General features: G+C 65.9%; 19 protein-coding genes. 10 read left to right on the top strand and 9 right to left on the bottom strand.

Annotation, left to right across the window (positions count from 1 at the left end; translation table 11 throughout):
* Positions 1-19: 19 nt before the first annotated feature.
* Entirely contained in the window at positions 20-730 is a 711-nt protein-coding gene (locus B0F77_RS36000; protein WP_158102919.1) for a helix-turn-helix domain-containing protein, read from the bottom strand.
* Positions 727-1,017 carry an HC3 family zinc finger protein gene (locus B0F77_RS35995; protein WP_086667508.1) on the bottom strand — a complete coding sequence of 97 codons (291 nt, stop codon included), beginning with the start codon at positions 1,015-1,017 and terminating at the stop codon, positions 727-729. Before B0F77_RS35995 ends, B0F77_RS36000 begins: the two co-directional genes overlap by 4 nt.
* 179 nt (positions 1,018-1,196) lie before the next feature.
* Between B0F77_RS35995 and B0F77_RS35990 the strand changes: the two genes are divergently transcribed.
* The 6 genes from B0F77_RS35990 to istB all read left to right on the top strand — a co-directional run bounded on the left by B0F77_RS35990 (position 1,197) and on the right by istB (position 6,901).
* The gene (locus B0F77_RS35990; RefSeq protein WP_086667507.1) at positions 1,197-2,507 is read left to right on the top strand and encodes a helix-turn-helix domain-containing protein; all 1,311 of its coding nucleotides are present in this window, start codon (positions 1,197-1,199) and stop codon (positions 2,505-2,507) included.
* Positions 2,504-3,199 (top strand): 2'-5' RNA ligase family protein, encoded by a 696-nt coding sequence (locus B0F77_RS35985; protein WP_086667506.1) that lies wholly within the window; start codon positions 2,504-2,506, stop codon positions 3,197-3,199. Before B0F77_RS35990 ends, B0F77_RS35985 begins: the two co-directional genes overlap by 4 nt.
* A gap of 182 nt (positions 3,200-3,381) precedes the next feature.
* A complete protein-coding gene (locus B0F77_RS35980; protein WP_086667505.1) occupies positions 3,382-4,302 on the top strand; it encodes a helix-turn-helix domain-containing protein in 921 nt (306 codons plus the stop codon).
* Positions 4,299-4,745, top strand: coding sequence for a hypothetical protein (locus tag B0F77_RS35975; protein ID WP_086667504.1), 447 nt, complete (start codon positions 4,299-4,301; stop codon positions 4,743-4,745). The genes B0F77_RS35980 and B0F77_RS35975 overlap by 4 nt, the downstream gene beginning before the upstream one ends.
* A 162-nt stretch (positions 4,746-4,907) precedes the next feature.
* Entirely contained in the window at positions 4,908-6,173 is a 1,266-nt protein-coding gene (istA, locus tag B0F77_RS35970; RefSeq protein ID WP_143467068.1) for an IS21 family transposase, read from the top strand.
* The gene (gene istB, locus B0F77_RS35965) at positions 6,170-6,901 is read left to right on the top strand and encodes an IS21-like element helper ATPase IstB (protein WP_169731032.1); all 732 of its coding nucleotides are present in this window, start codon (positions 6,170-6,172) and stop codon (positions 6,899-6,901) included. Before istA ends, istB begins: the two co-directional genes overlap by 4 nt.
* Before the next feature lie 34 nt (positions 6,902-6,935).
* Here the strand turns inward: istB and B0F77_RS35960 are convergent, their stop codons facing one another.
* The 3 genes from B0F77_RS35960 to B0F77_RS35950 are packed head-to-tail and all read right to left on the bottom strand — an operon-like array spanning position 6,936 to position 10,673.
* Positions 6,936-7,331: a DUF6262 family protein gene (locus tag B0F77_RS35960; RefSeq protein WP_086667503.1), complete on the bottom strand. Its 396-nt coding sequence runs from the start codon at positions 7,329-7,331 to the stop codon at positions 6,936-6,938.
* Positions 7,321-9,573: a tyrosine-type recombinase/integrase gene (locus tag B0F77_RS35955; protein WP_211294208.1), complete on the bottom strand. Its 2,253-nt coding sequence runs from the start codon at positions 9,571-9,573 to the stop codon at positions 7,321-7,323. Before B0F77_RS35955 ends, B0F77_RS35960 begins: the two co-directional genes overlap by 11 nt.
* Positions 9,570-10,673, bottom strand: a complete 1,104-nt coding sequence (locus B0F77_RS35950) for a site-specific integrase (protein ID WP_211294207.1) — start codon at positions 10,671-10,673, stop codon at positions 9,570-9,572. The genes B0F77_RS35955 and B0F77_RS35950 overlap by 4 nt, the downstream gene beginning before the upstream one ends.
* A 118-nt stretch (positions 10,674-10,791) precedes the next feature.
* On the opposite strand from B0F77_RS35950, the gene B0F77_RS35945 reads away from it, so the two are divergent.
* Positions 10,792-10,908, top strand: a complete 117-nt coding sequence (locus B0F77_RS35945) for an ATP-binding protein (RefSeq protein ID WP_281252583.1) — start codon at positions 10,792-10,794, stop codon at positions 10,906-10,908.
* A 103-nt stretch (positions 10,909-11,011) separates the two neighbouring features.
* On the opposite strand, the gene B0F77_RS35940 is transcribed toward B0F77_RS35945, so the two are convergent.
* The 4 genes from B0F77_RS35940 to B0F77_RS35925 form a co-directional block, all read right to left on the bottom strand.
* Positions 11,012-12,469: a WXG100 family type VII secretion target gene (locus tag B0F77_RS35940; RefSeq protein ID WP_086667501.1), complete on the bottom strand. Its 1,458-nt coding sequence runs from the start codon at positions 12,467-12,469 to the stop codon at positions 11,012-11,014.
* A gap of 37 nt (positions 12,470-12,506) precedes the next feature.
* Complete coding sequence (locus B0F77_RS35935) at positions 12,507-13,061, bottom strand: DUF3558 family protein (protein WP_086667500.1); 555 nt, start codon at positions 13,059-13,061, stop codon at positions 12,507-12,509.
* On the bottom strand, positions 13,058-13,456 hold the full coding sequence (locus tag B0F77_RS35930; RefSeq protein ID WP_086667499.1) for a hypothetical protein: 399 nt from the start codon (positions 13,454-13,456) through the stop codon (positions 13,058-13,060). Before B0F77_RS35930 ends, B0F77_RS35935 begins: the two co-directional genes overlap by 4 nt.
* 92 nt (positions 13,457-13,548) lie before the next feature.
* The gene (locus tag B0F77_RS35925; protein WP_158102918.1) at positions 13,549-14,328 is read right to left on the bottom strand and encodes an ESX secretion-associated protein EspG; all 780 of its coding nucleotides are present in this window, start codon (positions 14,326-14,328) and stop codon (positions 13,549-13,551) included.
* A gap of 247 nt (positions 14,329-14,575) precedes the next feature.
* Here B0F77_RS35925 and B0F77_RS35920 point away from each other — a divergent pair, with 247 nt between their 5' ends.
* Genes B0F77_RS35920 through B0F77_RS35910 form a run of 3 tightly spaced genes read left to right on the top strand, consistent with a single transcriptional unit; the run spans position 14,576 to position 16,448 of the window.
* The gene (locus B0F77_RS35920) at positions 14,576-15,094 is read left to right on the top strand and encodes a WXG100 family type VII secretion target (protein WP_086667497.1); all 519 of its coding nucleotides are present in this window, start codon (positions 14,576-14,578) and stop codon (positions 15,092-15,094) included.
* Positions 15,091-15,885, top strand: coding sequence for a hypothetical protein (locus B0F77_RS35915; RefSeq protein ID WP_086667496.1), 795 nt, complete (start codon positions 15,091-15,093; stop codon positions 15,883-15,885). Before B0F77_RS35920 ends, B0F77_RS35915 begins: the two co-directional genes overlap by 4 nt.
* Complete coding sequence (locus B0F77_RS35910) at positions 15,885-16,448, top strand: hypothetical protein (protein WP_143467067.1); 564 nt, start codon at positions 15,885-15,887, stop codon at positions 16,446-16,448. Before B0F77_RS35915 ends, B0F77_RS35910 begins: the two co-directional genes overlap by 1 nt.
* Positions 16,449-16,450 lie beyond the last annotated feature (2 nt).

The following is a 16,450-nucleotide window of genomic DNA, read 5'->3' as shown; positions in this document are numbered from 1 at the left end:
GCTGCCCAGGCACGCGTGATCACTGGTGTCGGTGCGGTCTTGCTCGCGCGATCTCGCGAAAGCGCCGCTCCGCAAACTTGTGGGTGAGCACCGCGCGGAACGTCGGCTCCGCGATCTTCAAAGCTTGGACTTGTTTGTCAGCCTTTGAATGGCACGCCGCGTGCACGAGCAGTGCGACCGGGTCGACCCCGTACACGAGGGCCAGTTCGGCCAGCGTGATCAGCGTCGGCAACGCGTGCCCGTTCTCGATCTGGGACAAGCTCGGGCCCGATACGGATGGCACCTCGGCGGCGACGTTGACCTGACTCCATCCGAAAGCGATGCGGGCGTCTCGCAGTGCCTTGCCGAGAGCGACGGGGTACGGCTGTTGAGTCGAGAAGTCACCCAAGGCACGGTCGACGTCAAGACCACGTTCTCCAGCCAGCTCTCTGAGATCGCCATCGTCGGCCTGCTGCAGCAGCGCACGTGCCCGAGGAACACCCTCTGTCGGCAACCAGAAGTGGTCTTCGGCGGGGAACACCTCCATGTCCGTGCGTCGGCTGAGCAGGCCGACTTTGGTGAACCTGCGCAACTGGTTGAGCACGTCGGAGTCGGCAAGCCTGGTCAGCTCCAGGAGCCGTGCCACCGTGTGCTCGGTGCCGATGCGTTCGAGGAACGCTGCGAGGACCACGCCACCCTTGCGTTCCCAGGAAAGACGCTTGTCCTTGGCAACCCTGTCGGCAATCCTCACGGTCCACCTGATGGAGCCGTGCAAGCGCTGACCATGAGAGCTGACGTGTCGGGCCGAGTCGTTCTCGAACGCTCGTTTCGTGGCCACGGCAGGATCCGTTCGTGTGCTCGCCAGGCAAGATCGCATTCATGGCACGTTGGCCAGCACCGTGCTTCGTCCGGCCACGTGTCTGAGTGGCCTGTAACTTCGACGTCGCACAGCGTGCGACCCACGTGGCCGACAGCGAGCTCCCGGGGTACCGCATGCCTGGCCCCGTTGTGCGGCTGCCATTTGTAGCGGCGGCCCATGGCCAATCACCTTCCGTCACGTTCTTGCGTAACAGCGCAACCGTTGTCGGTTGGGAGCCAGCCAAAACCGGGCTTGACGAAAGAACCACGTTGTTGGTTCCGTGCCGATGTCACATGGATGTCGCATCCGATCCGTTGACCTGCAGAAAGAGGTAGATGGCCCATCTGGGTGAAAATGCATGTTTGTCGAAGGAACTGCTGGTTTCCATGTGGCCGCAGATAGGATCGACCGGAGAATTCAGTTCGATCGGGGAGGCGAGGTGGCACAACAACGGCATGACCTCGTGAACCTGCGTAGGGCTGCAGGCTTCACTCAGGAGTCGTTGGCGGCGGAGGTAGGTGCCGACCGTAGTGCGGTGTGGCGCTGGGAGAGCGGCCGCTCGGTGCCGGAGCCGCTTACACAACCACGTCTGGCACGGGCGCTTGGTGTCACCAGCCGGGAGCTTGCCGCGATCCTTGCGTGCCAGGAACCTGTTGTTGCGGCGGACGACAACGAGCCGGCTCAAGGTGACTGGGGGCTTGCCGCGCCTGCCCACCCGACCATCGGACTGATCGATGTACTCGGTCCGAGTCAAACCTTGAACACTGCTGCTAGTTACACGAAAAGCATTGTCGCGCGGTATGAACAAGAGGGGCCACAGCGCCTTGCTCCTGAGTTGTTGAGCCTTCGTGGGCTCAGCCAGCAGCTCGGGTTGCGTGTGTCTACTGACGCTGATCGATTGGCATTGACCAGGCTGAGTGCTCAGCAGGCCGCGTTGTTGGCGTACATGGCCGTCAACCTCAGCAAGTTCGCTGATGCCGAAAGTTTCGCGCTCGAGGCTGCGTTGCTCGCGACAGCACTTAACGACAGTGCGATGCTGTCGTGGGTCAGAGGAACGCAGAGCTTCGCTGCCTACTACCGCAAACGGTACAAAGAGGCCCTCGACCTGGCGGAAGCCGGCGTCGAACTCGCCGGGCAGAGCCGCCAACGCATCCGGCTGTTGTCGAACGGTGTGGCTCGGGCCGCCGGAAAGCTCGGCGACAGGCGAACCGTGCAACGGGCTGTGGGCGAAGCGCTCGACATGGCAGAACGAGAAGATGGCCCGGTCGGCATGGCCTCGTGCATCGACCTGGAGCCGTACGGCTGGGCGCGTACCGCCGCCAACGCCGCAACGGCGTATCTCGCAGTCGGTGACCATGAGCAGGTGCTGAAGCTGACTGAGGAGCTGAGGCCTGTTGTCGCAGCGTCGGACTCCGACTGGAGTCGCTCGCTCGTGAAACTGGACGAGGCAACGGCGCTGACAATGCGTGCTCGTGCTGACCTTGAACATGCGGCGGCCGTTGGGGTGGAAGCGCTCGAGATCTCGGCCTCGAAGCCGATTGCTTCCGTCGCAACGAGGACCAACGAACTGGCAGCCAGTCTTCAACAACAAGGCTGTGGGCACGCAGCTTTGAACCTTCGCGATGCTGTGCGTGAGTGGCAGAAGTTGACGAAGGAGATCAGTCGGTGACGTTCCCGCCAGGGCTGCCGGTTGACATTGAAGACGCCGAGATCCTGCGGGCGTACGACTGGCAGGCGTTTCGCCAGGTTGACTTCATGCAGAACCACTGGGATCGACCAGGTTGGTCTGAGGGACGCCGGTCGTACCACTGGATGCTGTCGTTTCACGATGATCCTGCAGTGAGGGATCTGGCTGCGCGGTGCCAGAGCGAACTGGTCCGGTCGGACTTCGATCTCGTACCGCGTGATGCGCTCCACCTGACCATCGGGCGTGTGGCGTTCACGGACGAGGCAACACTGGACACTGTGGACCGACTGGTGGAGATCGCCAGCCGGGAATGCAAGAAGTTGGCACCGTTCGCCCTCGATGTTGGTCCCTTAGCGGGTTCGCGCGGCGCGCTTCGGTTCACGGTCGCGCCGTGGCTGCCTTTGCTGGAGCTGCACCGCACCTTGGCGCAGACGACCCAGGACATCTTCGGTGACACGGGCGGCATGCAAACCGCGAACTTCCGGCCACACGTAAGCATCGCGTACTGCAACCAGACCGTGCAGGTTCCTGATCTGCTGCCGCTGGTGATCCCCCTGCGCGCAATCAGTCCCGTGTCGACCTCCGTTGCGGCGGCCTCGCTGGTCGAGTTACGGCGGGAAGAGCGGACATACCGCTACGACGAGTTGGCCAGGCTGGACCTCGTCGGGCGTTGAACGCGCCGTCCCTCGATCGTGTGATCCCAGCTTGCCGGCGGCATATGTGCAGATCAAGCGATATGGATACGGCAGCCCTGCTACATCGCTGCGGCATGCGTGAGCTGGTCTGTGCGGGGGCTGGAGAGGTTTGCTGTGGCCCCTGCCACGACTGATCTCCAGCTGATGCAAGGAATTCCGCAATGCCGAGAAGGATCTCCACAACACGAGGCCGCGAGTTCGGTTCTGGTCTGCGAGCGGCTATCGCCGGCGCCGGTCTGACGTCGCGCGCAGCGGCCGAACTCGCGGACTGGGACGAGGCCAAGCTCTCGGACCTGGTGAACGGCAAGGGCGGCTCCAGCGAGGTCGACCTGGCTATTCTGCTGGGGATCTGCCGGACCCCGGCGGACGAACGTGATCACCTGCTTGAGCTCTTCCCAGATACGAATCTCAGGGGTTGGTGGCAACAGCACGGAAGGTGTGCACCGGTCCGCCTTCGCACGCTCGTCGAACACCTGGCGGTGGCCAAGACGCTGATCTGCTGGCAGGCGCACATGGTGCCGGACTTCCTGCAGACACAGGCCTACATGCGCGAGGTGATCACGGCCTCTGCCAACGATCCTGCCGACGAACTCGATGAGCGGATCAAAGCGCAGCTGGAGCTGCAACAAGCTCTACGTCGGCCGGGTACGCAGTGCACCTACTTCATCCACGAACTGGCGCTACACCTGCCGGTTGGCGGCCATGACATCCACGTTGAGCAGGTGCACCATCTCTTGCAGATGGCGGTGCGCTCGAGCGTCACGATCCGGATCGTGCCTGCGACGATCGGGGCCCACGCGGGCATGCGCGGGCCCTTCACGCAGCTGACGTTCTCCAAGTACGAGCCGCTGGTGTGCTTGAGGAACGAGAACTCCACCCTGTTCATCGAAGACACCGCTGCGATCAAGGGCTACGAAGCGGTGATCCGTTCCCTCGACCGGTGCAGTCTGGACGCAGAACAGTCGAAAGCGGCGATATCCCGACTTGCAGAAGCGTTGTCGGCCAACGGCCGCACAAGCGAGGGACATGAGGAGGTCGCGACGCTCGACGACTTGCGTCGTGTGCAAGGTGAATCCGCATGACGCGGTTGGGGATCGGCGGCGTTGAGGGGCCACAGACAGAAGTCCAAGCTGCCGCGCAGTCCTATCAGGACGAATTCGGCTGGACCGTTGGCGTGTATGGCTCGGGTGTGTGGTTGGTCGCCGGACGCGAAGCCGAAGCCCTTGACATGCCAAGGGAACTCGGCTCAATTGCGTGGAAGCTGCTGGACCGGTCGGTTCCTGTGTTCGAGTCGTCAGACGAACACGCGGTCCGCTGGACCTTCATTACGACACCACACATTGGGCCGGCGCTCTCGGAGTTGGCGGTGAGGGGTGCCGACCACATCCGGTCCGGTCGATCGATCGACCTCCCGCCCAGCAGGATCGGACAGCAACACCTGCGCTGGATTACTTCGCCAGTCCCAGCGGTGATACCGAGTTTCACCGCCGTCGCCGGTGCCGTCCTGCGAGCGACGCCGAGCTGACCGAGCGCGGGGACAGCAACCGCCCCAAGATCAGCCGCAGCTCATGTAGCAGGTAAGCGGCGTGGCAATGAGGAACCACCACGCCGTTCTCCCGCTGTCGACGCTTCGTGAAAACTGACCCCCAGCGGCTCTCTGAAGGTTGACCCCTCTGAAGGTAGGAGGGTGCTGAACGTGGAGGACTGGGCGGAGATCCGCCGGTTGCATCGGGCTGAGGGTGTGCCGATCAAGGAGATCGCCCGGCGGCTGGGGATCGCGCGGAACACGGTCAGGGCGGCGCTGAGGTCTGACGGGCCTCCGCAGTACAAACGGATCTCGCGGGGTTGTGTCGCGGATGCGTTCGAGCCGCAGATCAGGGCGTTGCTGGCGGAGTGGCCGCGTATGCCAGGACCGGTGATCGCGCAGCGGATCGGCTGGCCGTATTCGATGTCGCCGTTGAAGAAACGGCTGACGCAACTGCGGCCGGAGTACGCCGGTGTCGACCCGGTCGACCGGGTGGTCTACCAGCCCGGCCAGATCGCGCAGTGCGACCTGTGGTTCCCGGAAACACGGATTCCGGTCGCGGCGGGCCAGGAGCGGGTGTTGCCGGTGCTGGTGATGACGCTCGGGTTCTCACGGTTCCTGACCGCGACGATGATCCCGTCACGGCAGGCCGGCGACATCCTGTCGGGGATGTGGCAGCTGATCAACGGGATCGGGAGGGTCACCAAGCGGCTCGTCTGGGACCGGGAGTCCGCGATCGGCGGGACCGGGCGGGTGAGCACTCCGGCCGCGGCGTTCGCCGGAACGCTGGCCACGAAGATCGTGCTGGCCCCGCCGCGGGATCCGGAGTTCAAGGGCTTGGTCGAACGCAACAACCAGTTTCTGGAGACCTCGTTCCTGCTGGGCCGGGTGTTCGTCTCACCGGCGGACTTCAACGCCCAGCTCGAGGAGTGGCTAGTCCGGGCGAACAGCCGGACGGTCCGGTCGATCCAGGGACGGCCGGACGTGTTGCTGGAGACCGACTACCTGGCGATGCTGCCGCTGCCGCCGGTCGCCCCGCCGATCGGGCTCAACCAGCGGGTCCGGCTCGGCCGGGACTACTACGTCCGCATCGACACCGTCGACTACTCCGTCGACCCGCGGGCGATCGGCCGGTTCGTCGACGTCACCGCCTCGCTGATGGAGGTGGCGGTGTTCTGCGACGGCCAGCTCGTCGCCCGGCACGAACGGTGCTGGGCCAAGCAGGCAGTGATCACCGATCCCGAGCACCAGGCCGCCGCGGCCTTGCTGCGCAAGAACTTCTCGGCGGAACGAGCACGCCGCGAGGCCGCCGGGCAGACCCGCCGCCACACCGACGGACACGTCGTCGCCATGCGGGCCCTGCCCGACTACGACGCCTTGTTCGGCGTCGATTTCACCGCACCACCAAGGAAAGCGAGCAACACGTGAGCACAACCAAGCCTGCGAACTCGGCGCTCAAGCCGAAGGACGGGCTGCCATCCCAGATCGCCTACCTGACCAGGGTGCTCAAAACCTCGACCATCGGGGCGTTCTGGGAACCACTCGCCGCGCAGGCCCGTGACGAGAACTGGTCGCACGAGGAATACCTGGCCGCGCTGCTGCAGCGCCAGGTCGCCGACCGCGAGTCGAAAGGCACGGTGATGCGGATCCGCACCGCGCACTTCCCGGCGGTCAAAACCTTGGAGGACTTCAACCTCGACCACCTGCCCTCGCTGCGCCGCGACGTTCTGGCGCACCTGTCGACCAGCACGTTCGTCGCCAAGGCCGAGAACGTGATCCTGTTAGGCCCGCCCGGCATCGGGAAGACCCACCTCGCGATCGGGCTCGGGGTCAAAGCGACCCAGGCCGGCTACTCGGTGCTGTTCGACACCGCCAGCAACTGGATCGCCCGACTGACCGCCGCGCACCACCAGAACCGGCTCGAGATCGAGCTCAAGAAGATCCGCCGTTACAAGCTGATCATCATCGACGAGGTCGGCTACATCCCGTTCGACCAGGACGCCGCGAACCTGTTCTTCCAGCTCATCGCCTCACGCTATGAACAAGGCTCAGTCATGGTCACGAGCAACCTGCCCTTCGGCCGCTGGGGCGAGACCTTCTCCGACGACGTCATCGCGGTGGTTATCTCGACTTCGATTTCCGAATCTTGCCGTTGACCTGGTCTTTTGTGTCGTGGACAGGTGTCTTTGACTACCGTGCGTCGGTGTTGAGGCGGGCTGTGCGGAGTTGGCCGTGGGCGTGGGCGAGCGCGTCGCGGAGTTGCTGGTTCTCGGTGCGTAGCCGGTTGATTCGCTCGTGTGCCAGGGCCAGACGTTGACGTAGTGAGTCGTCGGTGGCCTGGGTGACGGTGTTGCGGACGAAGTCGGCGCTGGTGCGGTGCTGCTGGAACTGCTGGATCCGGTTGAGCAGTGCGGGTTGGGTGTAGATCCACGATCGCGAGACGCCGGCCTGGTTGGCGAGCCGTGCGACGGTCACGTGTTCTCCGGCGTCGGTCAGCTCGGTGAGCGTCTGCTGGGCGCGTTGCAGAGTTCGATCGTGGCGCTGACGGGCGTGTTCGGCGAGATGATGCGTATGGTCAGCAGGCATCGGAACCGTCCTTTCCGTTGCAGGAACAGGACTTTCCGCCGCCGCAACAGCCGCCCGATGTGGTCAGGCTGTCGATGATGGTCAGCAGGTTCTTCTCGACGGTCCGGTTCATCTCGGCCAGGCGCTGATGACCGTTGGTGTCGGCTTGGGCGATCAGGGCCTGGGTCTGCTCGAGCTGACGACGATGCTGGGGCAGGAACTCAGGTGTGGTGACGAAGACCGGGCAGGTCAAACAGGCGTTGGCGAACTCGCACTTCTGCTGCAGCGGCAAGGCGCAGTAACCGTTGGGTAGCGCCATCTTCGCCCTGGCGAGGTTGTTCTTCATCCAGACCGCGTCGGCCAGCGGACCGGTGTCGGCGGCCAGCCGCTCACCGGCGATGTTGACCTTGCGGGCGTGTTCCCACTGCTCCCGGATGGTCTTGTCCGACAGCCGCGCGTAATGGGAGGTCATCGCGTGCGAGTCGTGGTCGAGCAGCCGGCGGACGGTCTCCTGCGGGACCTCGTTGTTGATCAGACGGGTGCCGAAGGTGTGGCGCCACTGGTGCGGCGTGACATGGGCCTCGCGGCCGAGTTCGTCGCGGACATCGCAGACGCGCAACCACTCCCGCAGTTCTCCCCGGAAGGTTCCGGTGCTGAATGCCACCTTCCCCTCGGGGTTGCGAGTGGGCCGCGGCAGCAGGAACGCCGGGTCGTCGAACTCGTCGAGAACGGCTTGCTGCTGGTTGGTGATGGCTTCGGTCAGGTCGGTGTCGATGGGGACGAACGCGTCGCGGCGCATCTTGTGGTTGGTGTAGCGCAGATAGGGCGCGCCCTGGCCGTCGCGGACAACGCAGTCCAGCCGCAGGCGAGCACCGTCACCGACGCGCAGCCCGGTGTTCATCAGGATCCGCGCCAGCAACCGACCACGGGGGTCGGCGAATCGGGCGAGGTTGTCGAGGTGTTCAAGCTGGGCCATCACCGCTTTCGACAACGCCCGTGGTGGCCCCTTGACCAGGCGCGGGTAGTCCTCGGGGAACAGGTCGACCTGAGCGGACAAGCGAGATTCCCAGCCATGCTGACGGACCGCGCGCAGCAGACCGGCGAGGCTGCTGAGCTGACCGGTGCGGCTCTTCGGGTTGGGAAACCGTTCGACCAGGTGCGCCAGATGGACCTCGACCAACTCCCGGGTCAACGCCTCGGGCCCGCGCTGCAGAGCAGGAAACGACTGCGCGAACAGGGTGATCGCGCGGATGTCCGCTCCGACGGTCGCGACCGCGATCCCGGTCGAGAGCCGCCACCGGGCCCACCGTTTGGTCAACTGCCGCAACCAGAGCGGCTCGATCCCGGTGAACCGGAACCGGGTGTCACGTCCGGGGAAACCGAGCCTGCGCAGCAGCCAGACATCGCGTGGGAACTCCGCGTCCCAGCCGACGCCCTCGACCAGATCACGCAGATAACCGATCGCGTCCAGCAGGAACCGACGCTCGATATGGCCGCGCTCGCTGGAGAACCCGAGATAGGCCATCCAGGAATCGGGGCTGCGATCCAGCAGCGAGGCGACACCGCCGCCCGGCAGGGCCCGCAGCAGCCGACGGATCGAGTGCGGCCGGGTGATCGTGCGGCGCTCGTCGACACGGCATTGGATCGCGTAGGCGACCTCCAGCCGCATCGGCATCGGCAGCCGGCGCAGGTCGAACCGGTCCCGCCCGAACGTCGCGCAACCGAGCAGCCAGGACTCGATCGGCGGCCGCTCGGCGCGGATCCACCGATTCCGGTGATGGACACACAACCCCGCGTCGCCCTCGGCATCCAGACCGCAGCCGGGGAATCGGCAGTCGGCCCCGGCCGGCAGCGGCGGGCCGCCGCCATCGGTGATCCACCGCGTCAGATCGACGCGACCGTGCTGGTGCCAGCGATGCGCGTGGGAGTGGCAGAGTCCGTGCTCGCGGCGGCTGCGACGACAGGTCGTGATCGCGCATTTCGGTGGTTGCTGAAGCCAGCGCCGGTTCGCCGGCGCCACTGTTGCCCAGGCCTCAAGGTCGTCGGGGCGACCGTCGTCGATCCAGCGCTGATGGTGCGCCGAGCACTTGCCAAAGATCACCGCGAGCCGCTCGCAGACCGGCACCAGGCACCGGGGTCCGCCGATCACCGGGTCATCGGGGTCGACCACGATCACCGGCTGCGCGAACCGCGACCGCAACCGGGCCGCCAGGTCGGTGCCGGAGTCGTTGTCGCCGTTCGGAATCGGGTGCAGCTGCCTCACTCTGTCGGCCCCGTCGTCGCTGGCTCGTCGAGGAACCCGGCCGCGGCCAGGGCGCGACGAGCATCCTCGACGCCCAGATGGGAGTACGTGTCGACGGTGGTGCTGATGCTGGCGTGACCGAGCAAATGCTGCACAATCTCGGCCGCGACTCCGCGGCGCAGCAACCCGGTGGCGTAGCTGTGCCGGAACAGATGCGGCGAGAACGCGATTGCGGTGCGGCCCCGCAACCGGCGCACCAGCCGGTCGACGGTGGCGTAGCTCATCGGCTCGCCGACCGGAGCACCCCAGAGGTTGACGAACACGTAGTCGCAGTCCAACAGGCCGTATTCCTCGTGCAGGTAATCGCTGTAGAGGCGGAACAGATCGGCGTCAGCGGGAACCTCCCGCGACCACGTCTTCGCCCGCGCCCGGTTCACGTTCGTCCGGGGACGGACCGCGACCAACCGGCGGCGGACGTCGAGATCTTCGTGCCGCAACCCGAGCGCCTCACCGATCCGCAATCCCGTGCCCTTCAACAGACTCAGCAGGAACTTGTCCCGCAACCGGCCGCAGGAGTCGATCAGCGTCGACATCTCCGCCTGACTCAGCTCCCGCGGCGGCCGCCGCTCCGCCCGCAGCGAGATCGCGCGGTGCCGCTCCGGCCGTGCGCCCAGGTGCGCCAGGAACGGCTGCCACGACCCGCCGCGGCGGCCCGGCCGCCACCGCGTCAACAGCTCTCCGAGCGCGACACCGTGCCGCTGATGGAACTCGTAGAACGACGCCAACGCCGACAGCTTCCGATTCACTGTCGCCGCGGCGAGACTCGCCTCCACCCAGGGCAGCATCGCCACCCGTCCATCGCGGGCCTCGACCGGCAACCGCAACCACGTCACGAACCGGCCCAGATCCTCCAGCACCACTCGATCCCACTGCAGGCCACGGGATTGCAGGAAGTCGAAGTAGTCCCGCAGATCGTGGGCATAGGCGCGGACGGTGTTCGGGGAGCGGTCGATCGCGGTCAGATGCGCCAGGAACCGATCCGCCGAATCCAGCACCAGACCGTCGGCCAGAACGGTCGCCGACTCCGTGCCCGAGGGCATCACGACCCGCTGCACCCTCACCTTTGATCCCGTCATAGACGGGGCAAGGTAATCCGTCCACAACGGACGCCAGAGAGGCGCGCCGCCCCCATCGTGTACATCGTGGACACTCAACTCAAGCGGTTAGATAACCGCGGCCATGATCGACCGCCTGGTCCACCACGCCGAAGTCCTCACCCTCACCGGCGACTCCTACCGCACCCGCCAACGCCGCAACCTGCTACGCGACCAGCAACAGAACCCCGACCACAACTGACAACAAAACCTGAGGGGTCAACTTTCAAAGACCCAAGCGGGGTCAGGGTTCGAGAAGCGTTGACACCCGCTACCGCCAACCGAACTGTGAGTTATTGCTGGGTCTATTCACCAATCACCGGTGGCGCGACCATCGCGTCGCTGCCGAAGGTTTCGTCCGGGTCCGGTTCCAGCAGGTACGACGGCGTGGTCCGCTCGAGGTCTTCCTCGCCCTTGCCTTTCGCACCACCGGCTCCCATGGCGCCGCCCATTGCGCCGACGCCTGTACCACCACGACCACTCGCCGCGCCACCGGTACCTGCGCCGCCACCACGTCCGGTCGCTCCGTCACCAGAGAGCACCCCAGCGGATCCGCCAGGGTTGAATCCCTTGGCGGCGTTGGGATTGCCGAGACTGGTGCCGCCGGGCACGCGTCCGCCACCCACACCTGTGCCGGTGCCACCTCGGCCGGAGCCAGTACCACCGGGGCCCCCGGTCCGGCCGGTGCTCTTGTCGCCGGTGCCTGGGCTGGGCAGGAAACCAGGGTTGAGTCCGCCGCCGCCGCGGTTGTTGTTGCCGTCACCGGGCTGGTTGCCGCCTAGGCCGAGGTTGTTCTGGCCACCGCCCAGACCGCTGGTGTTGGTGGTGTTGCCGCCGGTGTTGGTGACGGGCGGCGCCGTCCACGCCGGGTTGGTCGTGTCACCGACCCGCGGTGGTGGCGTGCGTCCGTTGCCGTTCGAGTCGCCGATGCCGATCGGCGGTCGCGGCTGGGGCTCAGGTTGGGGTTGAGGCTGGGGCGCTGGGGGAGCGGGCGCGAACGCGGGCTGGGCCGCCGCGGTCTGCGTCACCGTGCGGTCGTATGTCTCCACGGCACGTGCTGCGTCCTCGTGCTGTTTCTTCTGCTCCTGATACGCGGCCATGTCGGCCGCTGCCTGCTGGACGTACAGGATCGGGTCGGTGATTGCCATTCGCTTGGCGTTCGCGGCCGCGGGGTCATACGGCACAGCGGGTGGCGGTGGCACGGTGGACTTCGCGGTGCTGACCGCGCGCGACTGCTGCGTGATCAACGTGCCTGCGAGCTGCGCCGCCGTCCCGGCCTCGGCGGCCTTGTTGCCCAGGCCAGCGACCGCGTTGCGGGCTTGGTCGGCCGCGTTGCCGCTCCAGTCGGCCTCGCTGTTGCCGATCGCGCTGGCGATCCGGTCCTGGAACGCGGTGAGCTTGTTGCCGATCTGCGTGTAGGCGTCGCCGGCCGCGCCCACCGTGCCGGGATCGACGCCGTTGTTGACCATCTCGTGTAGCTGCTGGTGCGGGATCCCGAGGTAGTGCACGCCGGGCGCGGCCGGGGCTTGACGGGTCGACACGCCCTGGTTGCGCAGGTTTACGGCCTGGCCGTCCAACAGGTCATCGACCTGGCCATTGCCCTGCACCACGGCCATCAGGGGGCCGAGGAGCGGCCCGTGCGTCGCAACGTTCAGCGCGGCGACCTGCTCGTGGATCTGCTGAGCGGTCTGCACCTCACCATGTCGCTGCAGGCCGTACCGCGAGTAGACGTCTCCGGACTGACCACGTGGTCCCTCGTTCATCCCCTGCACCCTCCCATCCACAGTCAGGACAAGCGCCTCACGGCAACTTCGGCTCGATCTTTTCCGCGAACGTCAACGCCAGCGGACACCCATCGCTGCCACCGGCCGGAGGGGTGACGGTCACATCCACGCGTGAGGAAGATGACACGCCGAGGACAACCAGGCAGCTGCCCGAGGACCGTCCACTGACTTGCTTGGCGTCACGGCCACCAACAGTGATGTCCGTGATCTGGCCTCCGCTTGCCTGGGTCTGCGCCAGCCCGAGGTTGGTTCGGATACCGACCGACACCACGGAGCCTGACTTCTTCCACGTACAGCTGTCCGCTGAACCAACCTGCTGCCGTTTTGGCGTTCCTTCGGTCCCGATCTCAGTTGCCTCGCCAGTCGTGAGCAGAGTGCAGGGATCCGTGTCGGGCAGCGCACCGTTGCTTGCGCTTGAGCTGGTGGGGCTGCTCGCGGTCGTCGATGCGCTCGTTGTCTCGGGCGTCGGGTGCGCGCTGCCGGAAGTGTTGGTGCACGCGGTGAGGGCCAGCGCGCCTGCGGCAAGAAGCACGGCGATGCGTGATGTCACAAGCTTTCCTTTGGTGTTCATGCGGCAGGCCCGCCGGCTTTCTTGATGCCCTGTTGGCCGCTCTGGTCTGCAGACTCGTAGGCAGCCATTGCCTTTTCGACCTCTGTCCGGAACTCGAGCGCCTGCTCCTGGAGCTTCTTCAGAACGATGATCATGCCCTGATGGGGATCACTCGCGACTGTCGCTTGATATGGCTTGAAGACCTGGGCAGCGGGCGTTGTGCCGAGCGGTAGCTCCTCAGCGAGCTGATCCGTCTGGTTGAGGAGTTCCGTGAGCTCGTCGTGCAGGTCCTGAGCTGCGGTGATCAATGCTTGGCCACCGGTTTCGTTAATGGCCCAGCCGCCGGCCGCGCCGACAGCCTTCAAGCTGTTCAGTGCGTCGCCGAAGCCACCAATGCTCGACCAGATGTCAGCCACAGCTGCCCCTCCCTGACAGGTGTCCCAACGTTAGCAATCCGTCGCTCACCGTGTCCGGTGATTCCGACGTGTAACCAGCGTCGTCGGTTCCTTCAAGACACTGACCTCACAATCTGGGTCAGGTGCCGATCGAGTGCGGTGAGATCAGCGGGTGTGTAGGTCGCCTGGAGCCGTCCGTCGGGATCAGTGCTGTTCAGGACGGCGTAGCGGCCCGCTTGGGTGTCCAGCCAGTTCATCGTGACCGGAGTGCTCTGTCTGCTGTTGCGGCCGCGGACAGTGACGAGGAAGTCGCCGCCACCTAGTCGTGGATGGCGCAGGATGTCTTCCGCCACCGCTCGTTGTGCTGCCGGCGTGTGTCCGGCCGCCCTCACGGTCGAGGTGAAGGTGAACTCGGAGAAGTCCTCCTCGACCCGTCGCCGTGTGGTCGGTGCGGTTTTGGCGGTCACGGTGACCGAAGTGCCAGGTCCCGCGTACTGAGGTGGCAACAGCCCGACGAGCCTGCGGATGACCGAGTCGGGCTCTGTCAGTTCGAACCGCAACGCCTCGCCCTGCTGCACTGCCAGCACGCTGACACGGTCGTCGATCACCGCGAGAGCGAGATGCTGCTCCTCACCGGCGACACCGCGCATGGCGATGGCGACCCGCCCACGCGCGTACACGTTCAGCGCCTGCACAAGCTCTGGAGCGAAGTTGTCCCCTCGGATCAGGCCGCGCGCGATGAGGTCATCCTGCGCGGCCTGCCCCAACCGCAGCCGTTCCTCCGCTTCGACGGCGAAGTGCGGAATCGAGAACGGAAACTGCCTCACGTCGAGCCTCAGTGCCACTCCCAGTACGTCGAGTTCGACGAACGAGCAGACGATCTCCCCTGACACGTGGATCTTCCCTCCCCGAACACCGCTCCCATGGTGCGTAACCGGCAGCCATACTGCCAGTCGACCTGTGGTCTACGGAGTGTTACAGGATTGGTTGCCCTGTTTGAGGGGTTGATCACTACGGTCCGTGAGTAGATGTCGACTGACGTCGGCATCGGGGGATAGGTATAAGCACGCAATTCTGGGCGAAGGGCGTGCGTGCCCACCACCTGTCATGATTCGCTCGCTGTAAGTGAGGGGTGGGTGCATGTACGGGAACCCGGACGAGCTGGACCGGATCGCGGGCGAGATCGAGAAACGCGCTGATGGCGTGCGGGATCGCGCCAAGAAACTCGACGACGACGCCCGGAAGATGGAGTGGCAGTCGGTCGCGGCCGAGCGGTGCCGGGAAACGGTCGGCGGGGACAAGCGACAGCTCGAGAAGGCCGCGGACGGCTTGACCGAGGCCGCCGCGCTGCTGCGGCGACACGCGCAGGAAGTCCGCGAGCTGATCGCGATGATCAAGAAGATCTCCGAGGCCGTGGTCGGCTGGTTCACGAGCGCGATCGACAGGTTCGAGCGCGCTCTCGATGCCTTCAACCAAGCGGCCAGGGACTTCGCGAACGGTGTCGCCGACGTGCTGGGTTTCGGCGGTGGCCAGCCGCCGTCGCCTCCTCAGCCGCCGTGGACCGGGTGGAAGTGGGGGCCGGACAACCTGCCGCCCGCCGGTGACAAGGCGTGGCTCGAGGCTGGCGAGTACCTGCGTGGGCAGGGAGTGCCAGCGTGACCGCGGCGCCGCACCGCCTGGTGTTGACCGCGGGCGAGTTCGCGTACCTGGTCGAACGCATGGGTCTCGAACTGCCGCCGGCCTGGATGCCGTCGGCGGACATCGGTCCTGCCGAGGCAGGGTTGATCAAGAAGCGTGTGGTCGACGGTGTGGGTGGCGAAGTGCATCGGTCGGTGGTGAAGAACCTGGAGATCTTGGCGTTGCCGATGGTCATGCTGGACACGGTCGCGGCGATCGGCGACAAGGGACTGCACAGCATGCATACGATCTCCGGCCCGCTGGGCGCGTCGTTGTTCGAGTTGGGCGACGGCGCTGTGGAGATGTCGATGTTCGCGTCGGCGGACCTGGGCAAGGAACTGATCCGGGCCGTTCCACCGGAGAACGCGGACGTCGAATCCAGTGTTGAGTCACGTCTGGGCGGGGGAGGACCCGAACAAGTCCCGTTGCGCGGTCGGCTACCGATCGCGGCGCTGCAGGAGATGGGCACCGCCCGGCTGTTCCGTGATGCCGACCCCGGCGGTCCGGCTGCGGTGGTCGCCACGCTGAGGCTGTCCGGTGGCGAGGCCGCCCTCGCTCAGCAGGTGGCGACCGAGACGGACGGGGCGTTGCGGTGTCTTGTCATCGGTCGCAACGGGATGACGTCTCAAGTCAGCTGGGTGCACACCGACGGCGGATGGAGCGGTCTCGAACCGGAGCCGGATGGTTCAGGCCGTCGGATGGTGCGGCTGGAGCCGGCTGCTCGTGAGGATCTGGGCACGTGGGTCGCCCCGGCAGTGGCAGGAGCTCTGTGATGCCTGACGACGTCGCAGTGCCCGCCGGCCTTGTGTCACGGGACGTGCCAGTCGCGCCGGTCGCAGACATCCAGGTCAGCGGTGGCGCCAGCGGGTTCCGCGCCAAGAGCGAGGACCTCGTGGCGATGAGTGCCCTCACCGATGAGGTTGCCGGTGACACGCTCAAGACCGCGTTGGCCGGGCACAAATTCCTCGCTGAGCCGGACGTTCTGGCTTCGGCTCTGCTGAATCCATCCGGTGTGGTGAAGTTCGAGGCGGCCATGGCCTTGGCGCTCGACGGGCCAACCGGTCTCACAGCTACATCCGCGGCCATCGGTCTGCGTGGAGACGCGCTTCGTGCCACGAAACTGGCCTATGAGGCCGCGGACGAGCTCGCCGCCCAGGGCCTCGACGCATCCCGCTGGATGGCAGGTTTGGCTGTCGCTTCAGTGCCAGGCGGTGTTGTCGCCGCCGGACTCGCAACAGGTACCGCGATCGCTGCGGATGTGTACGCCAACTACGACGGTGACTGGCAGAAGTGGCTGGTCGATCACCCCGGCATGGTTGGGGTTGCCCCGTTTTGACG

The organism is Lentzea kentuckyensis (genome assembly GCF_002150765.1).
GTDB lineage: Bacteria > Actinomycetota > Actinomycetes > Mycobacteriales > Pseudonocardiaceae > Lentzea > Lentzea kentuckyensis.
The sequence above is the reverse complement of the archived record's forward strand: the minus strand, read 5'-3'. Positions and strand labels throughout refer to the sequence as shown.